This window comes from Roseovarius aestuariivivens (genome assembly GCF_004761875.1).
Classification (GTDB): domain Bacteria; phylum Pseudomonadota; class Alphaproteobacteria; order Rhodobacterales; family Rhodobacteraceae; genus Roseovarius; species Roseovarius aestuariivivens.
This window is the reverse complement of sequence record NZ_SJEY01000012.1, coordinates 88,176-112,421: the sequence shown is the minus strand read 5'-3', so window position 1 is coordinate 112,421 and position 24,246 is coordinate 88,176. Positions and strand designations below refer to the sequence as shown.

Sequence of the window (24,246 nt, the reverse complement as noted above, 5' to 3'; positions counted from 1 at the left end):
TTCTTTCGGCACACCGCCGTTCATTCAGCGCGGCCCGCTTCCCGGTTCAGTCCCCGGATCCGCGCGCCTTGGCGCCGCTGACCTTCGCACCGCTCACCTTGGCTCCGCTTACCTTAGCGCCACTGACCTTCGCCCCGCTCACGCCGGCGCCGTCATGGGCGAAATACGCTTCCAGCAGGATTTGCTCGAACATGCCGGTCGAAACATCCATGCGCATGCTCTGATCGGCCTTGTCATAGCTCCAGACCCGGATGTCGTTCGCGATTTGAAAGTCGGCGGCCGCAACCCCGCTCTTTGACGGGTCGTTGGGCGCGCGTGATGCGAGATTCCCGGGCAGATCCCCGTCGGTGGCGCTCACACCGTCGCCGTGTACGAGAAAGATTACGGGTTCCGGCAGGTCGAAATACTTACCTTCCCAGGCAAATCCGTAGATCTTGGCGAAGCCGGGCAATTGCCCGAGTTCCTTGTTTTCGGCCAACGCGAACTGCTCGTCCAGATGCTTGTTGTCACCAAGCGTTTTCGGTGCCCGGCGTTGGTAGACAAGATCATCAAGAATTCTGCCGAACAAAAGCACTTCTGAAAAACTCAACAATGACTCTGACATAACGTCCTCTTTCTTAAATTCGTTAACGGTAGATTGCCACAAACAACAACAATAGCCAAAGGTATTTGCGTGGTTACGGGTACGGGGTCCTCGTGCGGACCGAAACCGCGTGGCTGTCGCCGTCAGGATCGGCAAGTCTTGGCCCCACTCGGGTCAGACCGATGTCGCGGACGCGGAAATTGCCTTCGATGATCGCTTGAAAGGCTCCGCCCGATATATCGCGATCGACGGTCAGCAGCGCCTCTTTGACATGCGAATAGCTCAACCCGTCCGCGTCCAGCATATCCCACGCATCCGCCAGGTAAGAGCCGATCAGGTCCCGCGCTTCCAGCAGCGCGATACGAAACCCTTCGGGATTTCGCGCATAGCGCTCGTCGAACACGGCCTGCATCACGCTGCTGTAGTCAGGCGTGCCCTCGAGCCGATCGGACAGATCCTCGATCTCGGGCGTGATCAGCCCGTGCGCCAGAAGCCGCTCGTGGAACACGTCGATCAGGATATCGAACAAAGCCCCGGTTAGCGGCTCCGACAAGGCGTGTTCGCTCGTCCAGCCCCGCGCGAAATCGGACAACAGCTTGTCATTGGCCGCCATGCGGATCTGGGCAGTCTGGGCCGTTTCGGCGAACCGGTTGAGACGGTTGAATGTATAAAGGTTTCCTCGGGTTTCCTCCAGCAGCGCCTCGACGACCGATCCGAAATGCAACGAGGCAAGCAGCGCGACCATGTCCGCCGCTGATTCGTGAAATCCGTAGTATTCGCCCGACGCGTTGCCGTCCGACGGCAGGCCGATCACGCTGTAGATCAGCGCGTGCCCGATTTCGTGGGCAACGACATCGAAGTTCAGGCTGTAGGGCCGGTATTCTCCCTCGTGCTCGGTGCTGCCGCCGGTTTCCAGAAAGCCCCATCCAATATGCGCATTGTCAAGGCTGGGCAGCAGCGACAATTCCAGCTTGTCGAAATCGGATTCGAAATGCCACGGAATCTGGCGTCCGAAGTAGCCTTCCCAGACATCCATCGTGAAATGCGCCGAACCGAAAAGATGCGCCGCCTCGAATTCCGGGTCGTCGGGGTCGATGTGAATGAAATTGCCGTATTCATCCGGGATAGCTGGTGCGTTGCGCTGTCCTTTCCAAGGCGGCAGATACATGCCCGGCCCTTGGGGGCCGGGCACAATGGCGCCATAAGGTATGGTCTTTCCGATGGGGTCGACCACGTACATGCGCGGCCCCGATGGACCCGGACCGATGGTGCCGGGCGGGGCTGAGATTTCGACCAGTTCCAGTTCTGCCGTGGCTTCTCCGAACGGGGATTGAGGAAACAGAAGAAAGCGCGTACCCGGCGCCTCTTCCTCTGCCGCGTAGTCCGGAAACTGCATCAGCTCCTCCGTTTCGTTTTGGCGCGCATGCCATTGGCCAGGTTCAGCCCCGGGTTCCGGCCTTCTGCGCGTCGTCTTCGTTCAGGTTATACAAGAACTCGCGTGCGATAAGCGCGATAAGTTCATCGCGCCCGTCCAGCCCGAGTGACCGGGCGAACGTATCGGGATCGTCGGGGACCGAGCGACCGAGACGGGTTTCGAAGAACCAGACCAGCAGGCGCAGCCTGTCCGGCGACGCCTGCGCACCACCATTTTCTGCGATGGTTCGCGCCTTAGCCTCGGCCCGCGCTTTCAACTCGGAATAGCCACCCGACCAGCGCAATTCGGACAGGATATGCGCATCCAGCCCCGGCGACCGCGCGGCGCGCGTGTCCTCGATCAGCGCGGCCTCGTTCAGCAGCGCCTCATAGGTGGCCTCATCCAGATCGTTCTCGTCCAACCAGTCTAGCACGGCGTCACGGCGCGACAGGTTGTTCTGGCGGCGATGCTGGTCCATCATAGCGCGCAGCGCATCGCGCTCGGCCTGCGCGCCGCGGCGTGTCGCGTCCTCGATGGCAAGGCGGCGCAACATGGCGCGGTCACGAGTGGCGCCGTATCTTTCGGAGTCCAAGCGCAGCTCATCCAGCACAGCCTTGGAGGCGGCGATTCCGGTTTCGTTTTCGCCTTCGATACGCCGGACAAGACCTTGCCAGACCAAGGTGCGTTCGACCCTGTGCGGCTGCGCCTCGTTGATCGAAGCTTCGCGCTTCAGGAACGTGGCCATGCGGTCCAGCATGGATCGGGCATCTTCGCCTTTCGCGTCGACCTTTCCGGTGGGAAGCCATGAGAAAAAGCCGGCAAGGCGCGGCTCATGCTGGAGCCGGGCCGAGATTTCCTCCCAAGTGCGGTTCTTGTAGTGGAGGGATTTCGCCGTGTCGTTCAGAAGCCCGGCAGTCTCGGGCACCAGAACCTGCGCTGAGATGGCGCGTTCCGCCGTGGCGCGGACGGAAACCATCGGCTCGCTCAGAGCCATGAACCCGAGCTCGGCGGGACCGTGAAGGACAGCGACTTCGTCATCGTCGGCAATCTCGCCGGCGAGATAAGCCTCGAATATCGCGCCGACTCCGATCATGCCGAACTCGTGCAGCTCGGCGGCCCGCAAAGCACCCATGCTGGCGCTTCCGAAAACCGAGATTCCCTGCTCCATGGCCCAAAGGATTTCTTTGTGCCAGACCGACGGCACTCCCTCGAAATAGCCGTCAATAATGCCGATGGCCGGAGGGCGCTGGCGCGCCACCCGATAGACGTCGCCCTGCGCCACGGGTGGCAGAACGTCGGCATCGAGTATGCTGCGAATACCTTGGGCGGCTATCGTCGGGCCTGCGAAAATAACGGGCTTCATGCAGCGCCTGCCAACATGGCCCGAACCCTGGGGCCTGCGATGAAATCCGGGTCGTCATGCGGTGCTTCCAGACCGGGAATGACCGCGCGGATCACCGAGATCCCGAGCTCCGGGCGCGACAGGTCCACCGTTAAGACCTGGTCCATTCCGGCCGAGGACAGGCGCTCCAACAACCACGAAAGGTCGTCCTCGAAGCTTTCTGTCACCGCGCTCGGGCCGTCCGCAAAACAACGTATCGGCTTCGCGCGGGCGATCAGCTGACGCGCGTACCGCGCTTTGGCCGCCACGGCCTCGCCGGTGAACTCCGAAGGGTCCAGGTCGTCGCGCGCCCCGGAAATATAGGTCAACCGGGTCTGCGCCGCTTCCGTCACCGCGCGTAACAAAGCGATAGCGCGGTCCGGGTGGCAGCCATCCCCGATCCCGATATGGCCTTGGCCGTCGCCCGCCTCACAGATCACGCAATGAAAACAGGGCACGCCAATATCCGACGTCGTCTCCCACAGCCCCACATCGATACCTGCATTGACCAGCCGGTGCAGCGCGTCCTGGCACCGTGGGTCGTCGACCGACGCGGGATCGATCCGCGTGTCTGCAGGCCCGTGATGCCAAAGCGTTGTCGCGTCCCGCTCTATCAGTTCACAGATCGCATGACAGGTGGCCTCTAGGGCGTCGTTGCCGGACGCAAGACCATTCGTCGTGCGCGGGAACGCCCCGTGCCCGCCATGCGGCGGCTCGGTGTAGTCGGTGTCGACGATCTCCAGCGGCACCCAACAGGCGGCATCTCGACCGAGATCTTGCCCCTCGACCCACAGGATCCGGCGATGCGGATCGAACTTGGCGCCCGTGACGTCCGGCAGGCGCGCAACATCCGCAACGGCCACCTCTGTCTGCAATGCGGCGAAAGACTCTCGTCGGACCGGCCGCACGATCCGTTCCGCATGCCAAGTCTCGATTGCCTCCATGACACCCGAAACCTGCGCCGCCTCCAGAGACAGTCCTTTGCCGAGCGAAACCGCGACCGAGCGGGAATTCGGCCGCGTCACCATCACCGCCGGCAGCCCGATACGGTCCAGGCCCGTCAGGTTGGCGATGCGTGTGATGCCCATGCGAGACAGGTGCGGCCTGACGCGCTCCAGCGTTTGAGCCGGATCGCAAAGGCGATGCGTATCAAGCAGGTATTCTTTTCTGGACGACATTCGAATGACTTTACTTTCAGCGGGTTCGACAAATTTGGGCAATCAAATACGGAGATGATCCACCTCCACGTCCGAGAGTGATCCATCGCCCGTCGCCGGTCAATGTGGCTGATGCAGAACGACCCGATGCACCCGTCGCTCGCCAGGTTACGAAAAAGTGGTATACCGGACGCAAGCAAGAGCCCAGCTGACGGAGCCAGCGGATGTTACACGGTATCCCCGAAGAATTTTATCACGGGGTCGGATATTGCGGTGTCGCGCTTTATCTCGGCGCGTACGCCTTGCTGCAGACCGGGGTTATTCGCGGAAACGGCTATCCTTACGTGATCCTGAATTTCCTTGCGGCGTCGTTCGTCCTTGTCGGATTGACGGTTGCTTTCAACCTCTCCTCCGCGATCATTCAGATCTTCTGGATCATCATCAGCCTCATCGGCCTGACGCGCATGTTGCTTCTGGATCGTATGGCGCGGCTGAATGATGAAGAAAACGACTTTGTCGCCAAGATCTTTCCCGAGTTTTCCAAGACGACCGCGCGCAGGTTTCTAGACCACGGGATCTGGCTCGACGCCGAACCCGGCTTCAGGATCACACAGGAACACGAGCCGGTCACGCATCTTACCTACCTGGCCAAAGGTTCTGCCGACGTGTTTTCGTCGTCGAAACGGATCGGCAAGGTTGTTGCCGGGCTCGTCGGCGAATTGAACGTCATGAAGAAAGGGCCCGCTTCCGCGACCGTGCGCACGGCAGAGCCAAGCCGGATTTTCATGATATCGTCCGAGGCCCTCGTAGCGATGGCAGCGGCCGACGTTGAATTCAGGCGCGCGCTGGAAAGCGGCATGAGCCTTGACACCCGCAGCAAGCTGGTTGCTGCCAACAAGGCCCTGACACTTCAGAAGGCAGCGGCAGAGTGACCGATAGTGGGATCCTGATCTTTCTCGTCCTAATACAGGTCAAGCACTACGTCGCGGACTTTCGATGGCAGACGGGTGACATGCTCGCGAACAAGGGGGAGTTTCTGCACCCCGCCGGGATGGCGCACGCGGGTCTCCACGGTTTGCTGAGTTTACCCGTCATGGTGCTCGCGGGTCTGGGCGGGTTGGGTCTGATCGTCGTGCTGGCATTGGCGGAGGTTTTCGTGCATCACGTGATCGACTGGAAAAAGGCCAACCTTCAGAAAGTAAAGACTGATCTTGGCGAGGCGGGGTTCTGGAGACTGGTCGGCCTGGATCAGGCGGCCCATCAGCTGACCTATGTGGCGATTCTGGCAATCGGTCTGCTGTAATTGGCGTCACTGGCTCGAACGGTCACAAGTTAAAGGAGCATGCAATGAAGATCGCGGACAAGCAGAAGCAGAAGTACCTGTGCGCCTGCCCGCTGTTTTCCAACCTCTCAACCGACGTGGTCGAACGCGTCGCGGCGCGGGCACACGGCGTTTTTCTTCCTCGTGGGAAAGTCCTGTTTCACCAGGGCGATCCGTCTGACGGCCTTTATGTGCACTGTACTGGGATGGTTCGGGTCAGCATCGTCAATGCAGACGGTGACATTCTGACCCTTGCGGTGCCGGAGCACGGTGCGCCCCTGGGCGAGATGACGCTGGTCAGCCCCGATCCTCGGTCTGCCACAGTGACCGCGATGGAGGATTCCAGCCTGCTTCACCTTGAAACGGGCACTATGATCGAACTGCTGGCCGAAGAACCGGCGCTCGCGGCGCACCTCATTGAATTTCTGTCGCATCGGCTTCGGGAGTCGAACGAAACCCTTCAGAAATTCGCATTCGAGAACCTGTCGCAACGACTCCTCCAGAAGCTTGCAGAACTTGGATTGAAACACGGCACACTCAACGAAGATGTGCTGGATCTGGGCCGGAAGTTCTCCCAGAGCGCGTTGGCCGAGATGCTGGGCGTCACGCGTGAGGCGATCAACAAGCAGCTGAAGCTTTTACAGGACCAAGGAAAGATCTCGATGCGCAAAGGCATAATTCAGATCGTGTCACCTGCGGATGTCGTCAAGAATACTGCCGTTCGTTGACTCCTCGTTTCTCTTTTGACCCCAGCACAGGTGGGGAAATTTTCGGTGCCGAAGCTGCGCCGTTTCGCGCAATAAAATTATTTCAAACCCCGGCGGCACAGACAAAATCGAAAATATGTGAACGCGTTCACAGTCCGACACTCGGGTTTGGTTAATACTGCTTAACAGGAGGACAGAACTTACCTCTGGGATTTCTGGTTGCAGCTTTGGGTATAGGCCAACTGCGATACAGGCTCGGTCGACTTAGGTCGCCTGAGCAAACCAGGGGAAAGGTAGTGAGTGGTCTGTGAGAGCTGTCCTCTCGGGTTGGCAAGATAGTAGCCGGCCGAGTTCTATATAGGAAGCATCTATTTTTATGACCAAATCTCCCGGGACGGGCTGGCAGCTGTGTCAAAGCAGTATGCGGCTCGGACCCGGGTTTTTACGGCTATTGGGATCTTACTATACGGATTGAAAGCCCAATTTTCTTTGTCAATGGGACGAATGCGCCGTACAGGTTTAGACCTGTTGTTTGAGTCACAGTCTGCCAAAGCTGTTAAATGCGAGGATGCGCGATAACTGGTCACGTAAACGTCAAACAGTTGCTGAAAGATGTTCTTTAAGGTTGCGACGCACCCCTTTGTCTGCAGTCTATATAACGATAACGGCTGCCAGCGGGCGTCAAAACTAGACTGGACACTTCTGCGTCGTCCACTCACCCAAGTGATGATAGCTCCCACCAAAGAGGATTGCTGCGTTCGTCACAAAACGGTGCGGTCCACCACATTACGACTTTAAAAGCTGCTTTCCGAGAAATCCGATTTCTGCACGCTACAAGCTCAGATGAGCTCGGCTGGAAAAACTCACCGATCAGAGTGGCCGCAGATAAGTCTCGGAGACATAACCACGCAAACCGGGCCGGCGATCAAGCGCGACTTCACACCAGCGGGTGCCTCCGATCCGCGAACAGTTTTCGACGCGCAGGATGGTCCCGTTCGGCAGGCCAACTTTTATGTCGTAGCCAGTGCCAGGGCCGGCGCGCATCTTAAGCATGTCCGGCTCTTCAACGCCGACGACCTCTGCGCGATTATACCTCTCGATTGGCGCCGTCGACATCGAGCCGCATGCCGTCAAAAGGGTAGCGGCGAACGCGATTATCAGAAGTCTTGTCATTCTCTCACCTGTTCTCGTTAATCCGCCTCAAAGTGCCCATTGAGCAGACATTTGTTATGACGTGGAAATACGCTGATTTCCAATGATCTCGACACGCCAATGCTGATGGCGTTCTTGCTCGGTAGCAGTGCCTGCTACCTTTCGTTTCAAACGACGGCAACACAATCTTCGAACACCCTGACTGGAGTTGACCGAACCTAGCTGCAACATAACGCCGGCGACGCTGGTGCAAGCAGCCAGTTCTTCTCAGCAATGTCTTTCTAGAATGGATCGACTCAATAAAGCCGGCCAGTACAATCGGGAGAATAAGCTGTGAGCGATACTTGAACCGCGACTCCTATTGGCGTTGAGGGTCAGTGGATCGGCCCATCTCTTCCACGGCGACATTCATTGCGGGGCGAAGTGCATCGACCGAGGGCACCGCGTAACTTTGGCCCGTGATTGACACGGGCGAATGATTAAGCAGTCGACCCAAGATCTCTTCGAGGACCCTTGCTTGCATTGTGACCTTTGCGAAAGTTCTATGATGAGAATGCCGCGACCATGTCATTCTCTGCGGGCCTTCGACATGACCCAGACGGCGACTTCAGGGAAGCACAAACCCACTGGCGGCTCAGCCGCCACAACGGCGCAAGGATTTCGTGATCGTGCTGTAGAATGGGAAGACCGAAGCTTAGCCTTTTCCTTGTCATCGGGCAGTGCAGCGCGCCAGTTTCTAGAAGACCTTGTGGATTGGATTCTGCGAGACCTCTGTTTCATCCAGCCATGCGCCCAGATCCTCGATCATTGTTCCGTTCGGCTTCTTGTCGAACCACTCGATCTCCATGGTCGGGCTTTGAGGCAGATCATGTACCCGGCGCGCGTGGTTCAAGATTGATCGCGCCTTGCGAAGTGTTCCGTTGGCACTGACGGGTCGGGACGCGAGATCGTGGTGTCGCCCCCTGCCCTACTCCTGCGCATAACCGAGCGCGGTTTGCCGCGCTGCGCCAGCCAGGGTAACCGGATGCCGATCAATGAGAACGCGCCGCGTCTGGCCGCACACGTCCTTATGAAAATACCAGGTATTCGGCTTCTTACCGACAAACAGAACGAGAAATATGAGCTCATTATCCCGGCGCTTTGCAGTGCCCTGTTTTGTCGGGCGACCCTTGCGATCGAAAGTCTCGGTGAGCTTTGGCATTCTGTCGGAAGCAGCATGATAAGAGACAAGACAGTATGACGCCTGATTCAATATATTGTTCAATAAAATGAAAATCCTAGCAGGACTAAGAAGCTCTGTGAAACTCATAATATTAACTTGGGAGACACGGGGCCGATCATTTTGCAAACCCAGCGTACCGGACGTTACAGAAAGGTCATGGCGACCCCAGGGTAAAGCCCTGCTTCGCGCCCTAGCTGAACCGACCGGGGGCATAGGGCGTCAGATCGACATTGGGCCGTCGCCCGGCGATCAGTTGCGCAAGCAGCCGCCCCGTTTTCGGTCCGGCGGTCAGCCCGAGATGATCATGACCGAAACCCACGAACACCCCGGCGCAACCCGGCACCTCGCCAATCACGGGCAGCGAATCCGCGACAACCGGACGGTGTCCCATCCATTCGGTGCAGCTTTTCCATTCCAGGTCCGGGATTGCCTTGCGGATATTGCGACGCAGCAATGCGAAGGGCGCGCGTGACGGGCCGGCGTCAAGTCCGCCGTACTCCACGATACCCGCCAGGCGCAGCCGACCTTCCATAGGATTCGCCACGAATTTACCCGCCGCGACCATAACCGGCGCGCGCGGCATGACCGACGGCTCCCACAGCTCGATATGGTAGCCGCGCTCGATTTCCATCGGCACTTTAAGACCAAGAGATGACGCAAGTTTCGTGGACCATGCCCCCCCGGCGACGACGACGGCATCGCAGGACAGCAGATCGCCACCCGCACGCACCCCTGAGACGCGGCCGTGCTCGACAACGATCTGCTCAATCTCGGCCTGCACGAGCCGTGCGCCATCCGCCTCAGCCTGAGCCGCCAAGCTTTTGACGTAAGACCCCGGGTCGGAAATGCGCCCGTGCCCCGGCAGGCGCGCGGCACACCCAATGGCGCCGCGATAGGCCGGATCATAGGCTTCGAACGCCGCGGTATCCAAAAGCTCCCAAGTGAAACCCTGTTCGCGTCGGACCTGCCACGTGAACGCGTCCGCCTCGTAGGCCGCGCGATCCGGGTAGCCGTAGATGTAATCACAGTCATGGACATAGCGTGCCGCAGGCGTGCCCTCGGACAGGGCTTGGTGGTCGCTCAGACTTTCCCCTATCAGTGGCAGTTGTGCAGCCGCGCGTTTCCGCACGGCCGCCGCCGTGGCATGGGACAGATACCGGACAAGCCAAGGTGCAAGCTTCGGCAGGTACGCCCACTTCAGGAACAGCGGCTCGCGCGGGTCGAGCAGCATACGGGGCGCGCGTTTCCACAGGCCTGGCACGGGTACTGGCACCGTCGCGGCCGAGGCCAGTAGACCTGCATTGCCATAGCTCGCGCCCCCCGCGGGCCCGACGCGGTCGACCAGGATCACGCTATGCCCGTCGCGCTGCAACCAAAGCGCGGTTGCGACGCCGACGATGCCAGCCCCGATAATGGCGACGGTCTTACGGTTTTGCATCCTGCTTCTCTTGTTCGGATCGCGCGCAGAGTGCGGCCTCGGCGTATCGCTGTCAACGCGCGCCGGTGGCCGGTCCGCGGCGCAAAACCCGGGGGCCGGCGCCGTACTGACGGGCCACGGCCCGGCTCAAAGCCGCGGGCGAGTCGTAGCCACAGCGCACGGCGATTTCTGCCAGCCCCATGCGCGTATCTTCGATTAGTTTGCGTGCCTCGGCGAGGCGGAGATGACGGTAAACCGTGCCCGGGGCCGCGCCAAGACGTGCGCGAAAGCGTCGGTCGAGTGTACGCGGCTGACACGACAGCCGCCGCGCAAGCGCCGGCACAGTGAGCGGGCTTTCAAGACTGTCACGCATCAGTTCCAGCGCGCGGGCGACCAGCGGATCGGCCGGCGGGTCGCCAGGTGCGCGGCTGATCGGCGGGTCGCCGTGCAGAAACAGTGCCGCCACGTCCAGTCGCGCGGCAGTACCCAGATGGCTCGAAATCAGGTCGAGTGTCAGATCCAATGCCGACATGGCCCCGGCACAGGTAATGAGATTACCGTCGCGCACAATGCGTGCTCGTTCGGCCTCGACGGAAAGAAAGCGCTCTGTGAAGGCATTCAGAAGGTCCCAGTGTACTGTCGCCCGCCGTCCGTCAAGCAGCCCCGCCGACGCCATAAGCCAAGGACCTGCATCCAGCGCCACGATCGTTTCGGCCCGCGCCGAAGCCGCGCGAAGGGCGCGGCGCACCGGTGCTGTGTCGTGACGGTCGTGGGCGTAACTGGCCAAAACGAAAAGATAGTCGACCGGCGCCATCCGCGCCAACGACGCCTCCGGCAGGACCTCTATATCGCTCGACGAGCGGCAGCCTGCCCCGTCCAGCGTCAGGATCGACCAAGAAAAAGCTGTTTGCGCCCGCAGCGAGTTGGCCGCGCGCAAAGGCTCAATACAATTGGCCAGACACAAGTTCGAAAACCTGTCGAAGAGCAGCAGACTGATGCGCGTGGGGCGGCTTTGCGATTTTGTCCAATCCGGCATGATAATTGTCGTTTACGGCAAAATCATTACTCAGACCAGAGCCCTAAAGTGGTGTTCAGGCGAGAAGAGGAGATCGCGATGCCGCTGGCCATGAACCGGGATGTTTTCATCACTTGCGCCGTGACCGGCTCTGGCGGGACACAAGACAAAAACCCGCATGTGCCGCGCAGCCCTGCCCAGATCGCCGACAGCGCCATAAAAGCGGCCCGGGCCGGCGCAGCAGTGGTGCATTGCCACGTGCGCGACCCTGAAACCGGCGCACCCTCGCGCGACACGCGGCTTTTCCGCGAAGTGACCGACCGCATTCGCGACGCGGAAGTCGACGTGGTGCTCAATCTTACCGCCGGTATGGGCGGGGATATCGTCTTTGGAGATGTGGAAAAGCCCTTGCCTGTCAAAGATGCCGGAACCGACATGGCCGGCGCAACCGAGCGCGTGGCACATGTCGCCGAATGCCGACCCGAGATCTGCACGCTCGATTGCGGCACTATGAATTTTGCCGAGGCCGATTACGTCATGACGAACACGCCCGGCATGTTGCAGGCCATGGGCCGCATGATGACCGAGCTCGGCGTGAAGCCAGAGATCGAGGCTTTTGATACCGGTCATTTGTGGTACGCCAAGCAACTGGTCAAGGACGGTATCCTCGACAGCCCCGCGCTCGTGCAGCTTTGCATGGGCGTGCCGTGGGGGGCACCCGATGATCTCAACACGTTCATGGCGATGGTGAACAATGTGCCAGAAGACTGGGTCTTTTCTGCTTTCGGGCTGGGGCGCAATCAGATGCCCTATGTCGCCGCGTCGGTTTTGGCGGGCGGAAACGTGCGCGTGGGGCTGGAAGACAATCTGATGCTCGACAAGGGTGTTCTTGCCACCAATGAACAGCTTGTGGCGCGCGCTGTCGAGATCATCGAGCGGCTTGGCGCGCGGGTGATCGGTCCGCAGGAGGTCCGCGATAAACTTGGACTGACCAAGCAGGCCCCGCAGGGATGACGTCGCAGCGCGTCCTTATTACCGGGGGCGCCTCAGGCATCGGCGCCACCTTCGCTCGCCGCTTCACAGAACGGGGTGACCGGGTCGCGGTCTGCGATGCCTCGTCCGAAGCGGTGGTGCGGATGGCGGCTGAAAATCCGGATATGCTGATACGGCAGGCCGATGTCACGGACGAGATGCAGATGGCCGCATTCCTGTCAGATGTCGAAGAGAATTTCGATGGAATAGACGTGGTCTGTGCAAATGCCGGCACCGGTGGGCCGGCAGGCCTGATTGAAGACCTCGACTACCGGGCATGGCAGGACTGCATCGCGGTCAATTTGCATGGCGCTTTCCTGACCTGCCGATGGGCCGCGCGGCTGATGAGGGCGCAGGGTGCGGGGCTCATAGTGCTCACGACGTCCACCGCCGGGCAATGGGGCTATCCCTACCGCTCGCCCTACGCGTCCGCAAAATGGGCGCTCGTGGGCCTGACCAAGACTCTCGCGATGGAGCTCGGCCCCGCCGGCGTGCGGGTCAACGCCATCGCCCCGGGGGCGGTAGAGGGAGATCGGATGGATCGGGTCGTGGCGATGGAAGCGAGGGCCAGCGGCAAGACCAAAACCGAGATCCGCGCGCAATACGTCAAGGGCGTCAGCCTGCGGTCCTGGGTTACCGCCGACGATCTGGCTGACACTCTGATGTATCTGGCCTCGCCGGCCGCGTCCAAGATCTCGGGACAGGTCCTCGCCATCGACGGACACACGGAGACGCTAGTGCCATGAAGTTTCATCTGTTTGCACTCGCCCTGCTCGTCAGCGCGTGCTCGGTCACCGGGGTCGCGCCCTCCTACCGCGACACCTCCGTGCCCCTATCAGTCACGACCCGTGGCGCGCCCGCGGGCGAATTCGGCAAGATGGCCGGCCCGTGGTTCCTGCGCGCCGGCTATTCGCGCGATTACGATCTTGCGATGGTTAACTTTCTGCCCGGCTACGCCAGCGGCAATGCGGTGGAGTTGCGCCGCGCGGCCTGCGATCTCTCGGGCGATTGCGTCACCGAGGACACCGTGCTGCGCGCCACAGCGCTAGGACAGAACCGCTGGCAATTGAACGGCATCGAAAGCCGTGAACTTTGGGTGATCTGGGTCGACGACAATTTCCGCACCGCCGCCATCGGGACCCCCGACGGCAGCTATGCCTGGATCCTGAACCGTGAGGCCCGGGGCGGCGCGGATCGACTGCGCGCGGCGCGCGAAATCCTAGAATTCAACGGCTACGACACATCGCGCCTGACCGAGCGCTGACAAGGACGACGACATGACAAAGACAGCATCCATCATCGGCGGCGGCGTGATCGGCGGCGGATGGGCCGCACGGTTCCTGCTGAACGGCTGGGACGTCGCGGTGTTCGACCCCGACCCGGAGGCCAAGCGCAAGATCGACGAGGTTCTGGCGAATGCCCGCACCGCGCTGCCCATGCTCTACGACTGCGCCCTGCCTGCCGAGGGGACGCTGCGCCTCTGTGGCTCCATCGCCGATGCCGTAGAGGGTGCGGATTGGGTACAGGAAAGCGTCTCCGAGCAACTGGCGCTCAAGCACAAGGTCTTTGCCGAGATCCAGTCTGCCAATCCGGACGTCATCATCGGGTCTTCAACCAGCGGCTTCAAGCCGTCCGAGCTACAGGAGAACGCGATCAACCCGTCGCGCATCATGGTCACGCACCCGTTCAACCCGGTCTACCTGTTGCCCCTGATCGAGGTCGTCCCCTCGCCCGAGACTGCCGTGGATGCCGTCGAACGCGCCAAGGGCATCCTCACATCCATCGGCCTCTACCCCCTGCATGTGCGCAAGGAAATCGACGCCCATATCGCCGACCGCTTTCTCGAGGCCGTCTGGCGCGAGGCGCTCTGGCTGGTGCGCGACGGGGTAGCGACGACGCAGGAAATCGACGACGCGATCCGCTTCGGCTTTGGCCTCAGATGGGGGCAGATGGGGCTATTCGAGACCTACCGCGTGGCAGGCGGCGAGGCTGGGATGCGCCACTTCATCGCCCAGTTCGGCCCGGCCCTGCAGTGGCCCTGGACCAAGCTGATGGACGTGCCCGAACTGACCGATGAACTCATTGACCGCATCGCCGACCAGTCCGACGCGCAATCAGGCCACCTGTCCATTCGCGAGCTTGAACGCAAGCGCGACAAGAACCTCATCGCGATGATGCGCGCGCTCAAGCAGCAGGGCAACGCCTCGGGCCGGCTCATCCTCGAGCATCAGCGCGCGATCTGGCCAAAGGCCGAGGCTGCCACGCCCATGGTCACGCAACGCCGGATGGTCCCCGTGGACTGGACCGACATGAACGGCCACATGAACGAAGGCCGTTACGGCCAGCTCTTTTCGGACGCGGCCGAGGTCGTGATGGCCTATGTGGGCGCGGACGAGGATTACGTCGCGCGGGGCTTCAGCTATTTCACGGTCGAGACGACGATCAAGTATGTCGCGGAAACCTACGCCGGCGAAGAGGTCGAGGTGTTGACCCGCGTAACCGAAGGTGGCGGCAAAAAGCTGCGCTGTGCCCATGAGATGCGCCGCGCCTCGGATGGCGAGGTTATGGCGACTTGCGACCAGTTGATGCTGCACGTGAGCCTGGAGACCCGCCGCACCTGCGAACCGCCACACGATTTCGCGGCCAAGGTCAAGGCGCTTGCGCTTCAGCACAAGGGGGCGTGACATGCATTTCGGACTGAGCGACGAGCAGGACATGATAGTCTCGACCGTGCGCAGCTTCGTAGAGAAAGAGATCTACCCCCATGAGGCAGCTGTAGAGCGAACCGGCGAGGTGCCGACCGATCTAGCGCAAGAGATCAAGCAAAAGACGCTGGATCTGGGGTTCTATGCCTGCAACTTTCCCGAAGAGGTGGGCGGCGCCGGGCTGCGGCATCTGGATTTTGCCCTTGTGGAAAGGGAACTTGGACGCGGCTCCATGGCGCTCACGCATTTCTTTGGCCGCCCACAGAACATCCTGATGGCCTGTGAGGGCGGGCAACGCGATCGCTACCTCTTGCCCGCCGTCCGTGGCGAACGGATGGATGCGCTCGCCATGACCGAGCCCGATGCCGGATCAGACGTGCGGGGCATGAAATGCTTCGCGAAACGCGATGGCGGGGACTGGGTGGTGAACGGCACTAAGCATTTCATTTCCGGTGCTGACCATGCTGATTTCATCATCGTATTCATCGCCACTGGCGAGGATATGACCGACAAAGGCCCCAAAAAGCGCATCACCGCCTTTCTCGTGGATCGCGGCACGCCGGGCTTTACCATCCGGCAAGGCTACAAGTCTGTAAGTCACCGGGGCTACAACAATATGATCCTGGAATTCGACGATTGCCGCCTGCCTGATGCACAGGTCCTTGGCGAGGTTGATGGCGGCTTTACGGTGATGAGCGAGTGGCTGTACGCCACGCGGATCACCGTCGCCACAATGAGCGTCGGGCGCGCGCGCCGCTGTTTCGACTACGCACTTGCCCACGCCGCCGAGCGCCGCCAGTTCGGCCAGAAAATCGGCAAGTTTCAAGGCGTGAGCTTTCAGATCGCCGACATGATCACCGAAATCGACGCCGCGGACTGGCTGACGCTGGCCGCGGCCTGGCGCCTGGATCAAGGTCTGCCCGCCAATCGCGAGATCGCCTCGGCCAAACTCTATGCCAGCGAGATGTTGGCCCGGGTAACTGATGCGACATTGCAGATCTTCGGCGGGATGGGCCTGATGGATGATTTTCCGATCGAACGGTTCTGGCGCGATGCGCGGGTCGAGCGCATCTGGGATGGCACGTCCGAGATCCAACGTCACATCATAAGCCGCGATTTGCTGCGGCCGCTGGGAGCTTGACAGTGGTTTCGCCGCGCCTTCGGCGCGTCGACCGAATGGGGGCTCTGTCCCCACACCCCCGAGGTATTCTCGGCCAGATGAAGTCAGCCCGGAAGCAAGTCCACCCGTCGTCCAAAAAGAACGAGGGGTTCCAGCTGGCGCGGTCATCGGCTCCTCAGCCTGTTCCGCAGGATGAGAACTACGGGTCTGAGTTAACAAAAGCTTTCTTCATCTGGCGAATAATAACTCGGAGTGAATTGGCCGCAGGCCAAGAGGGGCAGAGCCCTTGCCCGGCCAAAACAGGCGCTCGCCCGTGATCCGGTCACTCTCGCGCCTGCTTCAGCCGCGTTCCATAGCCGTAATCGGTGGCGGTGCCTGGTGCGACAGCGTTGTCAGGCAATGTCTCAAAATGGGTTATGCGGGGCCGGTTTGGCCGGTGCATCCGTCCAAGGAAACGGTCGGCGGGGTGCCCACGGTGGCGCGTCTGTCGGATCTGCCCGCCGCGCCGGACGCGGCATTTATCGGCATCAACCGCCGCCTCACGATCGAAACCGTGGCGGGGTTGAGGGCCATGGGCGCCGGCGGAGCGATCTGTTTCGCAAGCGGTTTTCGCGAGGCCGACAGCGAGACCGGGGACGGTGCCGACCTTCAGGCGGCCTTGGTCGCCGCGGCAGGCGATATGCCAATCATCGGGCCGAATTGCTATGGATTGATCAACTATCTCGATGGTGCGCTTTTATGGCCGGATCAGCATGGCGGGCAACGGGTCGACCGCGGTGTCACGGTGCTGACCCAGAGTTCGAATATCGCACTCAACATCACCATGCAGGCGCGCGGGCTGCCTTTGGCCTATGTCGCGACCGCCGGGAATCAAGCGCAGACCGGTCTTGCAGAGATCGGAAGCGCGCTTTTGGAGGACCCCCGGGTTTCGGCGCTTGGGCTGCATATCGAGGGGATCGGCGATGTAGCCGCGTTTCAGGCGCTTGCCGCCGAGGCCCATGCGCGCGGAAAACCCATCGTTGCACTGAAAGCGGGTAAATCGGAGCGGGCCCGGGCCGCCGCCGTGTCGCACACGGCCTCGCTGACCGGCAGCGACGCAAGCGCGCGGGCGTTGCTGCGGCGTCTTGGAATCGCACAGGTCGAAAGCCTGACCGCCTTTCTGGAAACCCTCAAACTGCTGCATATGGCCGGTCCGCTGCGCTCGAACAGGGTCGTTTCGCTGTCGTGTTCGGGCGGCGAGGCGAGCCTGATCGCGGATAGCGCCGAGGGGCGCAACGTCGCCTTTCCACAGCTCTCGGATGCGCAGTCGCGCCGCCTGCGAGATGCCTTGGGGCCAATGGTGGCCCTGGCCAACCCCTTGGATTATCACACATTTATCTGGACAGACGCCGCCCGCATGGCAGAGGTTTTCGTGACCATGATGGCCGGCGATGTGGCCATTGGATGCCTGATCGTCGATTTCCCCCGCGCGGATCGTTGCGACCCTGTGGACTGGGAATGCGTGCTGGAGGCAGGCGAAGCGGTGGTGCGGGCGCAGGACAAACCCTTTGCCCTGCTCGCCACCCTTCCCGAAACCCTGCCGGAGCCACTGGTCGCGCGGGCGATACGCGCGGGACTTGTCCCGCTGCACGGCTTGGACGACGCGCTGTCGGCGATTGAGGCCGCGGCGTTTCTCGGCCAATCGCGGGCGGCGTCGCAGCCGGTGCTGGCATCCGGCGCACCGCGCGACATCCGCACCCTGTCGGAGGCGGAGGCCAAGGACGCGCTTGCGCGGCATGGGCTTGTCGTACCACGAGCGCGGCAGGTTGCCGGCGCGGATCAGCTGGCTCAAACGCTGGTGGCATTCCCACCGCCCCTGGTGATCAAAGCCGAGGGTCTGGCGCATAAGACCGACGCGGGCGGTGTCGCGTTTTTTCGGAACAAAACCTGCAAAGCCAGAGAGATAGCCTTGGGCATGGGGTGCGAAAGCTGGCTTGTCGAAGAGATGGTCGAAGGTGGCGTTGCCGAGCTTCTGGTCGGGGTCGTGCGCGATCCGGCACATGGGTTCGTACTGACGATCGGGGCGGGGGGCACTCTGACGGAGCTGTGGCGCGACACCCGTACAGCGCTTTTGCCGGTGGTCGCCGGTGAGATCGAGGATATGCTGAACGGGCTGCGGATCGCGCCGCTGCTGCGGGGATACCGTGGCGCGGCGGGGGCGGATATCGCAAGCATTGTCGAGGCGGTGCTGGCGGTGCAGGCCTATGTGATGGAGCACCGAGAGATGCTGGACGAGATCGAGATCAACCCGCTGATTGTCACGCCCGAGCGAGCGGTGGCGGTGGACGCCCTGATCCGGAAGGGAGAAAAGGAATGAGTGAAAACCCCGTAAAAACAGAAGCTTCCGGGCGCATCCTTGAGGTTACGCTGGATCGACCCAAGGCCAATGCGATCGACCTGAAAACCAGTATCGCGCTTGGCGAGGTGTTTCGCGACTTCCGGGATAATCCCGACTACCGCGTGGCGATCATCACCGGCGCGGGCGAGAAATTCTTTTGTCCCGGCTGGGATCTGAAGGCCGCGGCGGACGGGGACGCGGTTGATGGGGATTACGGGGTCGGCGGATTTGGCGGTTTGCAGGAACTCAGAGGCCTGAACAAGCCGGTGATCGCGGCGGTGAACGGCATATGTTGTGGAGGTGGCCTGGAATGGGCACTAAGTGCTGATATAATTTTGGCGGCGGACCATGCGCAATTCGCGCTTCCGGAAATCCGGTCGGGCACGGTCGCGGATGCCGCGAGTGTCAAGCTGCCCAAGCGGATTCCTTATCATATCGCGATGGAAATGCTGTTCACCGGCCGCTGGATCGACGCAGTGGAGGCGCATCGCTGGGGCATGGTGAACCATATCTACCCCGCCGATCAACTGCTTGAAAAAGCACATGAAATGGCCGCACTTCTGGCCTCTGGCCCGCCGCTTGTCTATGCCGCGATCAAGGAGATCGTGCGTGAGGCGGAGGCGATGACGTTCCAAGACGCGATGAACCGGATCACGAAGCGACAGTTTGCAACGGTGGACGCGCTTTATGCCTCGGAAGACCAGTTGGAAGGGGCCCGGGCCTTTGCCGAGAAGCGCGATCCGGTCTGGAAGGGACGCTGAGGCGCGTTTTGTAGAAAATGTAGCAGGCTGAAAGGCACCTTCTTACATTTTGTACAAACTAATTCCGGGGCAATCCACAGCTTTCGAGCGCCCGCCCCGGCACGACCCATCGGCAAATGAGGGCGATTTCGCTCGGACCGGCCTCCTGCGGTAATTCCCGCCAGATGACGCGGCGACCGGAGAGGTGTCAGGCCTCGGTGAAGAGGTCGTTGTAGCGGTCGCGGAGGATGTTTTTCTGCACCTTGCCCATCGTGTTGCGGGGCAGTTCATCCTCGATCACCAGCTTGCGCGGATGCTTGAAGCGCGCGAGGCTTTCTTTGGCGGCCTCCATGATGGCGTCGACATCGGGGGAGGCGTCTTTCTCGGGGATGAGCACGCCGACGACGGTTTCGCCGAAGTCCGGATGGGGGACGCCGATGACGGCGCTTTCCATGACGCCAGGCTGTTCATCCAGCAGAAGCTCGATTTCCTTGGGGTAGATGTTGTAGCCGCCCGAGATGATGAGGTCCTTGTTGCGACCGACGATATGGACGTAGCCGTCGTCGTCGATTTTCCCGAGATCGCCGGTGATGAAGAAGCCGTCGTCGCGCAGCTCGGCCTTGGTCTTTTCCGGCATGCGCCAGTAACCCTGAAACACGTTGGGGCCGCGCACCTCGATCTGGCCGACCTCGCCTTGCGCAAGCTCTTTACCAGTATCGGGATCTGTGACTTTCAGCTCTACCCCAGGCAGCGGGAAGCCGACCGTGCCTGCGCGGCGCTCGCCGTCATAGGGGTTGGAGGTGTTCATGTTGGTCTCGGTCATGCCGTAGCGTTCGAGGATGCGATGGCCGGTGCGGGCCTCGAACTGGGTATGCGTCTCGGCCAGAAGCGGCGCGGAGCCCGACACGAAGAGCCGGAAATGCGAGACGAGATCGCCGGTAAAGCGCTCATCGCCCAGAAGCCGCGTATAGAAGGTGGGCACGCCCATCATCGCTGTGGCCTGGGGCAGCTTGTCGATCATCACGTCGAGATCGAACTTGGGCAGGAAGATCATCGCGCCGCCGGCCAGAAGGGTGATGTTGGTGGCGACGAAGAGGCCGTGGGTGTGAAAGATCGGGAGCGCGTGCAGCAGCACGTCATCCGAGGTGAAGCGCCAATGTTCCTTGAGCGTGCGCGCGTTCGACAAGAGGTTGCCCTGGCTGAGCATCGCGCCTTTCGAGCGGCCCGTCGTGCCGGAGGTGTAGAGGAAGGCGGCGAGGTCGTCCTCGGTCCGCTCGGCGGTCTCGAACGTGTCGCCATGGCCCGCCGCCATCTCGATGATGCTGCCCTTGCCGTCGTCGCCGAGCGTTTCCAGCCGGGCGCCGAGGCGCTTGGCGATGGGCGCGAGCTTTTCCTCCTTGGCGGGGTCGCAAACCAGCAGCGCGGCCTCGGAATTCTCGACGAAATATTCCAGCTCGTCGGCGGTATAGGCGGTGTTGAGCGGCAGAAAGATCAGGCCGGCCTGTACGCAGGCGGCGTAGAGCGCCAGCGCCTCGGGGGATTTTTCGACCTGCACCGCGACGCGGTCGCCGGGTTTCACGCCCAGCGCGGTGATCGCGTGGGCGATCTGCGCGGCCTGTCCGAGAAAGTCTTTGTAAGACAGCGTTTTGCCGTCCGGCAGGTGGAGGAAGGTGTCCGATTTGCCGGCATGGGCGCCGAAAAGCGTGTCGTAAAGCGGATTGGCCATGTGATCTTACTCCGTTGGGAGTTTCGCGGATTGGGCGAGCTTTCGGACCGGGTCGCAGGCCGCGACGGTGCGGTCGGTCACGAAAGCTTCGTGGTTTTGCGCCACGCGCTCGAGGTCGTAGAGATAGTTGACCATGGTGCCGCCCGATTGGGTGCGCCCCTTGGGCGAGGTGTCGGCCTCGGCGTGGACGGCGTGCAGAATGGCGCCGTTGCCAAGATGGAAGCGCGCCACCGGGTCGAGCGGCGCACCGTCGGACCGGCGCACGTTCACAAGGTAATGCGCCGCAAGCGCCTGCATCGCGTCGGGGTCGGAGGCGGGCATTTCCACTCCGGCCGTTTCGGCCCAGGTGACGAGGCCCGGGATGGGCGAAAGCGTGACGAAGGTTTTCAGGCCCGGCAGTTCGGCGGAGAGATCGGCGGCGACCTGCTTGATCAGGGAGTTGCCGAAGGAGATGCCCGCAAGCCCGCTTTGGCAGTTGGAAATGGAGTAGAACACGGCGGTGTCGGCCTTTTCCTCGGGCAGGGTTTCGTTTGCGTCCGACAGGAGCTTCTGGATCGAACCCGGCACGCCCTGGGTCAGCGCCACCTCGACGAAGATCAGCGGCTCGTCGGGCATGGCGGGGTGGAAGAAGGCAAAGCAGCGGCGATCACGCGGTTCAAGCCGGCGGCGCAGGTCGTCCCAGCTGTCGATGGCGTGCACGGCCTCGTAGGCGATGATCTTTTCCAGAATATGTGCCGGGCTTTCCCAGCTGATCGGGCGCAGGACAAGAAAGCCGCGGTTGAACCACGAGGAGAGAAGGTGGCGGAAGTCGAGATCGAGCGCCTCAAGCTCGGGCGTGCCGTGCCCGAGCCGCAAGAGATCCGCGCGCATCCGCACCAACGCCCCGGTTGCGCCCGGGTAGGAATTGAGGCGGCGGATCAGCTCTTGGCGGCGCGGTTCTGAGGCGGTCATGAAGGCGCGGTAGGAGGCCCTGGACGGCTGCGCCTCGTAGGCGTCGAGCGTCGAGCGCACGCTTTCGGGATCGAGATTGAGCTGTGTGGCGATATGAGTGAGGAACGCCAGCTTGCCCCCGTCGTCGCGCGCCATGAAGCTTGACAGGATCTGCCCGGCTAGTTGCAGGCCCGAAAGCTCGCCCTTTTCTCCGACGAGGTCGAGCGCCATGTCCTCGATCGGGCGTTTGGCGGTGTCGCTGTCGGGCAGCGAGCGGTGCCTGCGGTCGAAGACCGTCGACAGGAGATCGGCGAGAATGGTCATATAGCAGCGCCCATGACGAGATCAGGCAGCCAGGTGGCCAGCCCCGGGAACATGCAGAGCAGGATGATCGCAATGATCATGCAGGCGACGAAGGGCAGCGAGCCCACGAGGATCGTACGCAGCGAGATGTCCGGCGCAATGCCGTTGATGACGTAGAGGTTGAGACCCACGGGCGGCGAGATGAGGCCGATTTCCATGTTGATGGTCAGCACCACGGCGAACCAGATCGGATCGAACCCCGCGCTGGTGATGATCGGCAGAAGGATAGGCGCGGCCATCAGGATCACCGCCACGGGCGGCAAGAAGAATCCCGCGATGATCAGGAAGATGTTGATCGCCCCCATCAGCACCCAGCGGTTCACGTCGAGCGTGCCGATCCATTCGGCGATCGACTGCGTGATGAAGAGCGACGAGAGCATGTAGGAGAAGACGCCGGCGGCGGCGATGATGAAGAGGATCATCACGCTTTCCCGGGTGCTGTCGCGCAGCACGGTCCAGATCTGGCGGGGATCCCAGAGGCGGTAAATGATCATGGCGATGAGCATGCACATGAGCGCGCCCACCGCCGCCGTTTCGGACGGCGTGGCGATGCCGCCATACATGGCATAGAGCACGCCAAGAATGATGAAGAGGAAGGGCAGAACGCGCGGCAGGATCTCGACCCGTTCCTTCCACGTGTAGCTGCCGGCGGAGAGCACGCCCGCATTGCCGGATTTCCACGTGGAATAAAGCGACCAGGCCATGAAGAGCCCGACGAGCAGCAGGCCCGGGATCACACCGGCCAGAAAGAGACGCCCGATCGAGGTTTCGGTGGCGATGCCGTAAACGATCATCGTGACCGAGGGCGGGATGAGGATGCCGAGCGTGCCGCCCGCGGCGATGGAGCCGGCGGCGACGCCGTCGGGATAGCCGCGCTTGCGCATCTCGGGGATGCCCATCTTGCCGATGGCGGCACAGGTGGCGGGGCTGGAGCCGGACATGGCGGCGAAAAGCGCGCAGGCCCCGAGGTTCGACACGACGAGCCCGCCCGGCACGCGGGTCAGCCAGCGTTCCAACGCCTCGTAGAGATCGGCGCCTGCCCGGGTCGAGGCGATCGAGGCGCCCATGATGATGAACATCGGGATCGACAGAAGCGCAAAGTTATCGAGCTTGCCGAAGAAGATTTCCGGCATCAGCGACAGGGAGCTGGCCCCGTCGAACACGATCAGGAAACCCGCGGCCACGACCAGAAGGCCCGCAGCGACGGAAATGCCCGAGAAGAGCACGAGAATGGTGACGATGGCGACGACACCGCCAAGGGACAGCGGATCCATCAGACGTCCTCCAATCCGAAGGGTTTATCGATGCCGGAGGTCATCGCGTAAAGATCGGCGGCGAGCTGCAGCGCGTAGAGGCCGAAGCCGATCGGCAGCGCAAGATAGGGCACCCAGAGCTTGGGGTTCCAGGGCGTGTTCGAGGTTTCGCCCCAATCCCAGGCCTCGTGCCAGAAATGATAGCCGTGCCAGAGCATGGCGCCGACAACCGCGATGGTCAGCGCCATCACGAGCCCGGCCAGCAGTTTGCGCGCCGCCTTGGGCAGCATCAGCGGCAGAAGATCGACGTTCACGTGGCCGCGCAGATATTGCACGTAAGGCAGGCCGAGCATGGTCGCGCCGATCATCAGATAGGTCACGCCCTCGGTATGCCAGATGGTGGAGCCGTTGAGCACGAAGCGGATGAAGATCATCTGGCAGACGATCAGGACGGCGGCGACGATCATCAGCGCGGCGATGATGCCGCAGAGCTGGCTGATCCAGCCGATGACGCGCAGGATGGGGTTGCCGCCGTGGCGGGCGGCCGTAATGGCATGGGCGGAACCGGACATCGCTCGGCCTCCGTGACTATGTGCAAGGGCTGGGGCGCAGGGTGGGCAGTGTTGCCCAC

Annotated in this window: 23 protein-coding genes; 10 read left to right on the top strand and 13 right to left on the bottom strand. The window is 61.8% G+C overall.

Annotated features, from left to right (window positions below):
* Nucleotides 1-46: 46 nt before the first annotated feature.
* The 4 genes from EZV60_RS17235 to EZV60_RS17220 form a co-directional block, all read right to left on the bottom strand.
* Nucleotides 47-604 (bottom strand): hypothetical protein, encoded by a 558-nt coding sequence (locus EZV60_RS17235; RefSeq protein WP_135506998.1) that lies wholly within the window; start codon nt 602-604, stop codon nt 47-49.
* 73 nt (nt 605-677) lie between these two features.
* Nucleotides 678-1,979, bottom strand: coding sequence for a gluzincin family metallopeptidase (locus tag EZV60_RS17230; protein ID WP_135506996.1), 1,302 nt, complete (start codon nt 1,977-1,979; stop codon nt 678-680).
* Between the two features lie 43 nt (nt 1,980-2,022).
* Nucleotides 2,023-3,360, bottom strand: coding sequence for a TfuA-like protein (locus EZV60_RS17225; protein WP_135506994.1), 1,338 nt, complete (start codon nt 3,358-3,360; stop codon nt 2,023-2,025).
* Entirely contained in the window at nt 3,357-4,556 is a 1,200-nt protein-coding gene (locus EZV60_RS17220; RefSeq protein ID WP_135506992.1) for a YcaO-like family protein, read from the bottom strand. The genes EZV60_RS17225 and EZV60_RS17220 overlap by 4 nt, the downstream gene beginning before the upstream one ends.
* 203 nt (nt 4,557-4,759) lie before the next feature.
* On the opposite strand from EZV60_RS17220, the gene EZV60_RS17215 reads away from it, so the two are divergent.
* The 3 genes from EZV60_RS17215 to EZV60_RS17205 are packed head-to-tail and all read left to right on the top strand — an operon-like array spanning nt 4,760 to nt 6,584.
* Nucleotides 4,760-5,467 (top strand): CBU_0592 family membrane protein, encoded by a 708-nt coding sequence (locus tag EZV60_RS17215; protein WP_135506990.1) that lies wholly within the window; start codon nt 4,760-4,762, stop codon nt 5,465-5,467.
* Complete coding sequence (locus EZV60_RS17210; protein WP_135506988.1) at nt 5,464-5,838, top strand: DUF3307 domain-containing protein; 375 nt, start codon at nt 5,464-5,466, stop codon at nt 5,836-5,838. The genes EZV60_RS17215 and EZV60_RS17210 overlap by 4 nt, the downstream gene beginning before the upstream one ends.
* 44 nt (nt 5,839-5,882) lie before the next feature.
* On the top strand, nt 5,883-6,584 hold the full coding sequence (locus EZV60_RS17205) for a Crp/Fnr family transcriptional regulator (protein WP_135506986.1): 702 nt from the start codon (nt 5,883-5,885) through the stop codon (nt 6,582-6,584).
* Nucleotides 6,585-7,433: 849 nt separating this feature from the next.
* Here EZV60_RS17205 and EZV60_RS17200 read toward each other — a convergent pair.
* From EZV60_RS17200 to EZV60_RS17185, 5 genes are all read right to left on the bottom strand, one after another.
* Nucleotides 7,434-7,736, bottom strand: a complete 303-nt coding sequence (locus EZV60_RS17200; protein ID WP_135506984.1) for an SH3 domain-containing protein — start codon at nt 7,734-7,736, stop codon at nt 7,434-7,436.
* Nucleotides 7,737-8,451: 715 nt separating this feature from the next.
* The gene (locus EZV60_RS19530; protein ID WP_342588811.1) at nt 8,452-8,607 is read right to left on the bottom strand and encodes a hypothetical protein; all 156 of its coding nucleotides are present in this window, start codon (nt 8,605-8,607) and stop codon (nt 8,452-8,454) included.
* Nucleotides 8,608-8,682: 75 nt separating this feature from the next.
* The gene (locus EZV60_RS19525) at nt 8,683-9,024 is read right to left on the bottom strand and encodes a hypothetical protein (protein WP_342588810.1); all 342 of its coding nucleotides are present in this window, start codon (nt 9,022-9,024) and stop codon (nt 8,683-8,685) included.
* A 103-nt stretch (nt 9,025-9,127) separates the two neighbouring features.
* Nucleotides 9,128-10,375, bottom strand: a complete 1,248-nt coding sequence (locus EZV60_RS17190; RefSeq protein WP_135506982.1) for an NAD(P)/FAD-dependent oxidoreductase — start codon at nt 10,373-10,375, stop codon at nt 9,128-9,130.
* Between the two features lie 52 nt (nt 10,376-10,427).
* On the bottom strand, nt 10,428-11,390 hold the full coding sequence (locus tag EZV60_RS17185; protein ID WP_135506980.1) for a GlxA family transcriptional regulator: 963 nt from the start codon (nt 11,388-11,390) through the stop codon (nt 10,428-10,430).
* A 78-nt stretch (nt 11,391-11,468) separates the two neighbouring features.
* On the opposite strand from EZV60_RS17185, the gene bcoG reads away from it, so the two are divergent.
* The 7 genes from bcoG (at nt 11,469) to EZV60_RS17150 (ending at nt 19,364) form a co-directional block, all read left to right on the top strand.
* On the top strand, nt 11,469-12,383 hold the full coding sequence (gene bcoG, locus EZV60_RS17180; RefSeq protein ID WP_135506978.1) for a 3-dehydrocarnitine:acetyl-CoA trimethylamine transferase BcoG: 915 nt from the start codon (nt 11,469-11,471) through the stop codon (nt 12,381-12,383).
* Nucleotides 12,380-13,147 (top strand): SDR family oxidoreductase, encoded by a 768-nt coding sequence (locus EZV60_RS17175; protein ID WP_135506976.1) that lies wholly within the window; start codon nt 12,380-12,382, stop codon nt 13,145-13,147. The genes bcoG and EZV60_RS17175 overlap by 4 nt, the downstream gene beginning before the upstream one ends.
* A complete protein-coding gene (locus EZV60_RS17170; RefSeq protein WP_135506974.1) occupies nt 13,144-13,665 on the top strand; it encodes a lipocalin family protein in 522 nt (173 codons plus the stop codon). The genes EZV60_RS17175 and EZV60_RS17170 overlap by 4 nt, the downstream gene beginning before the upstream one ends.
* A 13-nt stretch (nt 13,666-13,678) precedes the next feature.
* Nucleotides 13,679-15,085, top strand: a complete 1,407-nt coding sequence (locus tag EZV60_RS17165) for a carnitine 3-dehydrogenase (RefSeq protein ID WP_135506972.1) — start codon at nt 13,679-13,681, stop codon at nt 15,083-15,085.
* 1 nt (nt 15,086) lies between these two features.
* Nucleotides 15,087-16,247 carry an acyl-CoA dehydrogenase family protein gene (locus tag EZV60_RS17160; RefSeq protein WP_135506970.1) on the top strand — a complete coding sequence of 387 codons (1,161 nt, stop codon included), beginning with the start codon at nt 15,087-15,089 and terminating at the stop codon, nt 16,245-16,247.
* Nucleotides 16,248-16,539: 292 nt separating this feature from the next.
* A complete protein-coding gene (locus EZV60_RS17155) occupies nt 16,540-18,582 on the top strand; it encodes an acetate--CoA ligase family protein (RefSeq protein WP_135506968.1) in 2,043 nt (680 codons plus the stop codon).
* Nucleotides 18,579-19,364: a carnitinyl-CoA dehydratase gene (locus EZV60_RS17150; RefSeq protein WP_135506966.1), complete on the top strand. Its 786-nt coding sequence runs from the start codon at nt 18,579-18,581 to the stop codon at nt 19,362-19,364. The genes EZV60_RS17155 and EZV60_RS17150 overlap by 4 nt, the downstream gene beginning before the upstream one ends.
* Before the next feature lie 187 nt (nt 19,365-19,551).
* On the opposite strand, the gene EZV60_RS17145 is transcribed toward EZV60_RS17150, so the two are convergent.
* The 4 genes from EZV60_RS17145 to EZV60_RS17130 are packed head-to-tail and all read right to left on the bottom strand — an operon-like array spanning nt 19,552 to nt 24,187.
* Complete coding sequence (locus tag EZV60_RS17145) at nt 19,552-21,069, bottom strand: malonate--CoA ligase (RefSeq protein WP_135506964.1); 1,518 nt, start codon at nt 21,067-21,069, stop codon at nt 19,552-19,554.
* A gap of 6 nt (nt 21,070-21,075) precedes the next feature.
* Nucleotides 21,076-22,323: a malonyl-CoA decarboxylase domain-containing protein gene (locus EZV60_RS17140; RefSeq protein ID WP_135506962.1), complete on the bottom strand. Its 1,248-nt coding sequence runs from the start codon at nt 22,321-22,323 to the stop codon at nt 21,076-21,078.
* Nucleotides 22,320-23,636 carry a TRAP transporter large permease gene (locus EZV60_RS17135; RefSeq protein ID WP_135506960.1) on the bottom strand — a complete coding sequence of 439 codons (1,317 nt, stop codon included), beginning with the start codon at nt 23,634-23,636 and terminating at the stop codon, nt 22,320-22,322. Before EZV60_RS17135 ends, EZV60_RS17140 begins: the two co-directional genes overlap by 4 nt.
* Nucleotides 23,636-24,187 (bottom strand): TRAP transporter small permease, encoded by a 552-nt coding sequence (locus EZV60_RS17130; RefSeq protein ID WP_135506958.1) that lies wholly within the window; start codon nt 24,185-24,187, stop codon nt 23,636-23,638. The genes EZV60_RS17135 and EZV60_RS17130 overlap by 1 nt, the downstream gene beginning before the upstream one ends.
* Between the last annotated feature and the right edge of the window lie 59 nt (nt 24,188-24,246).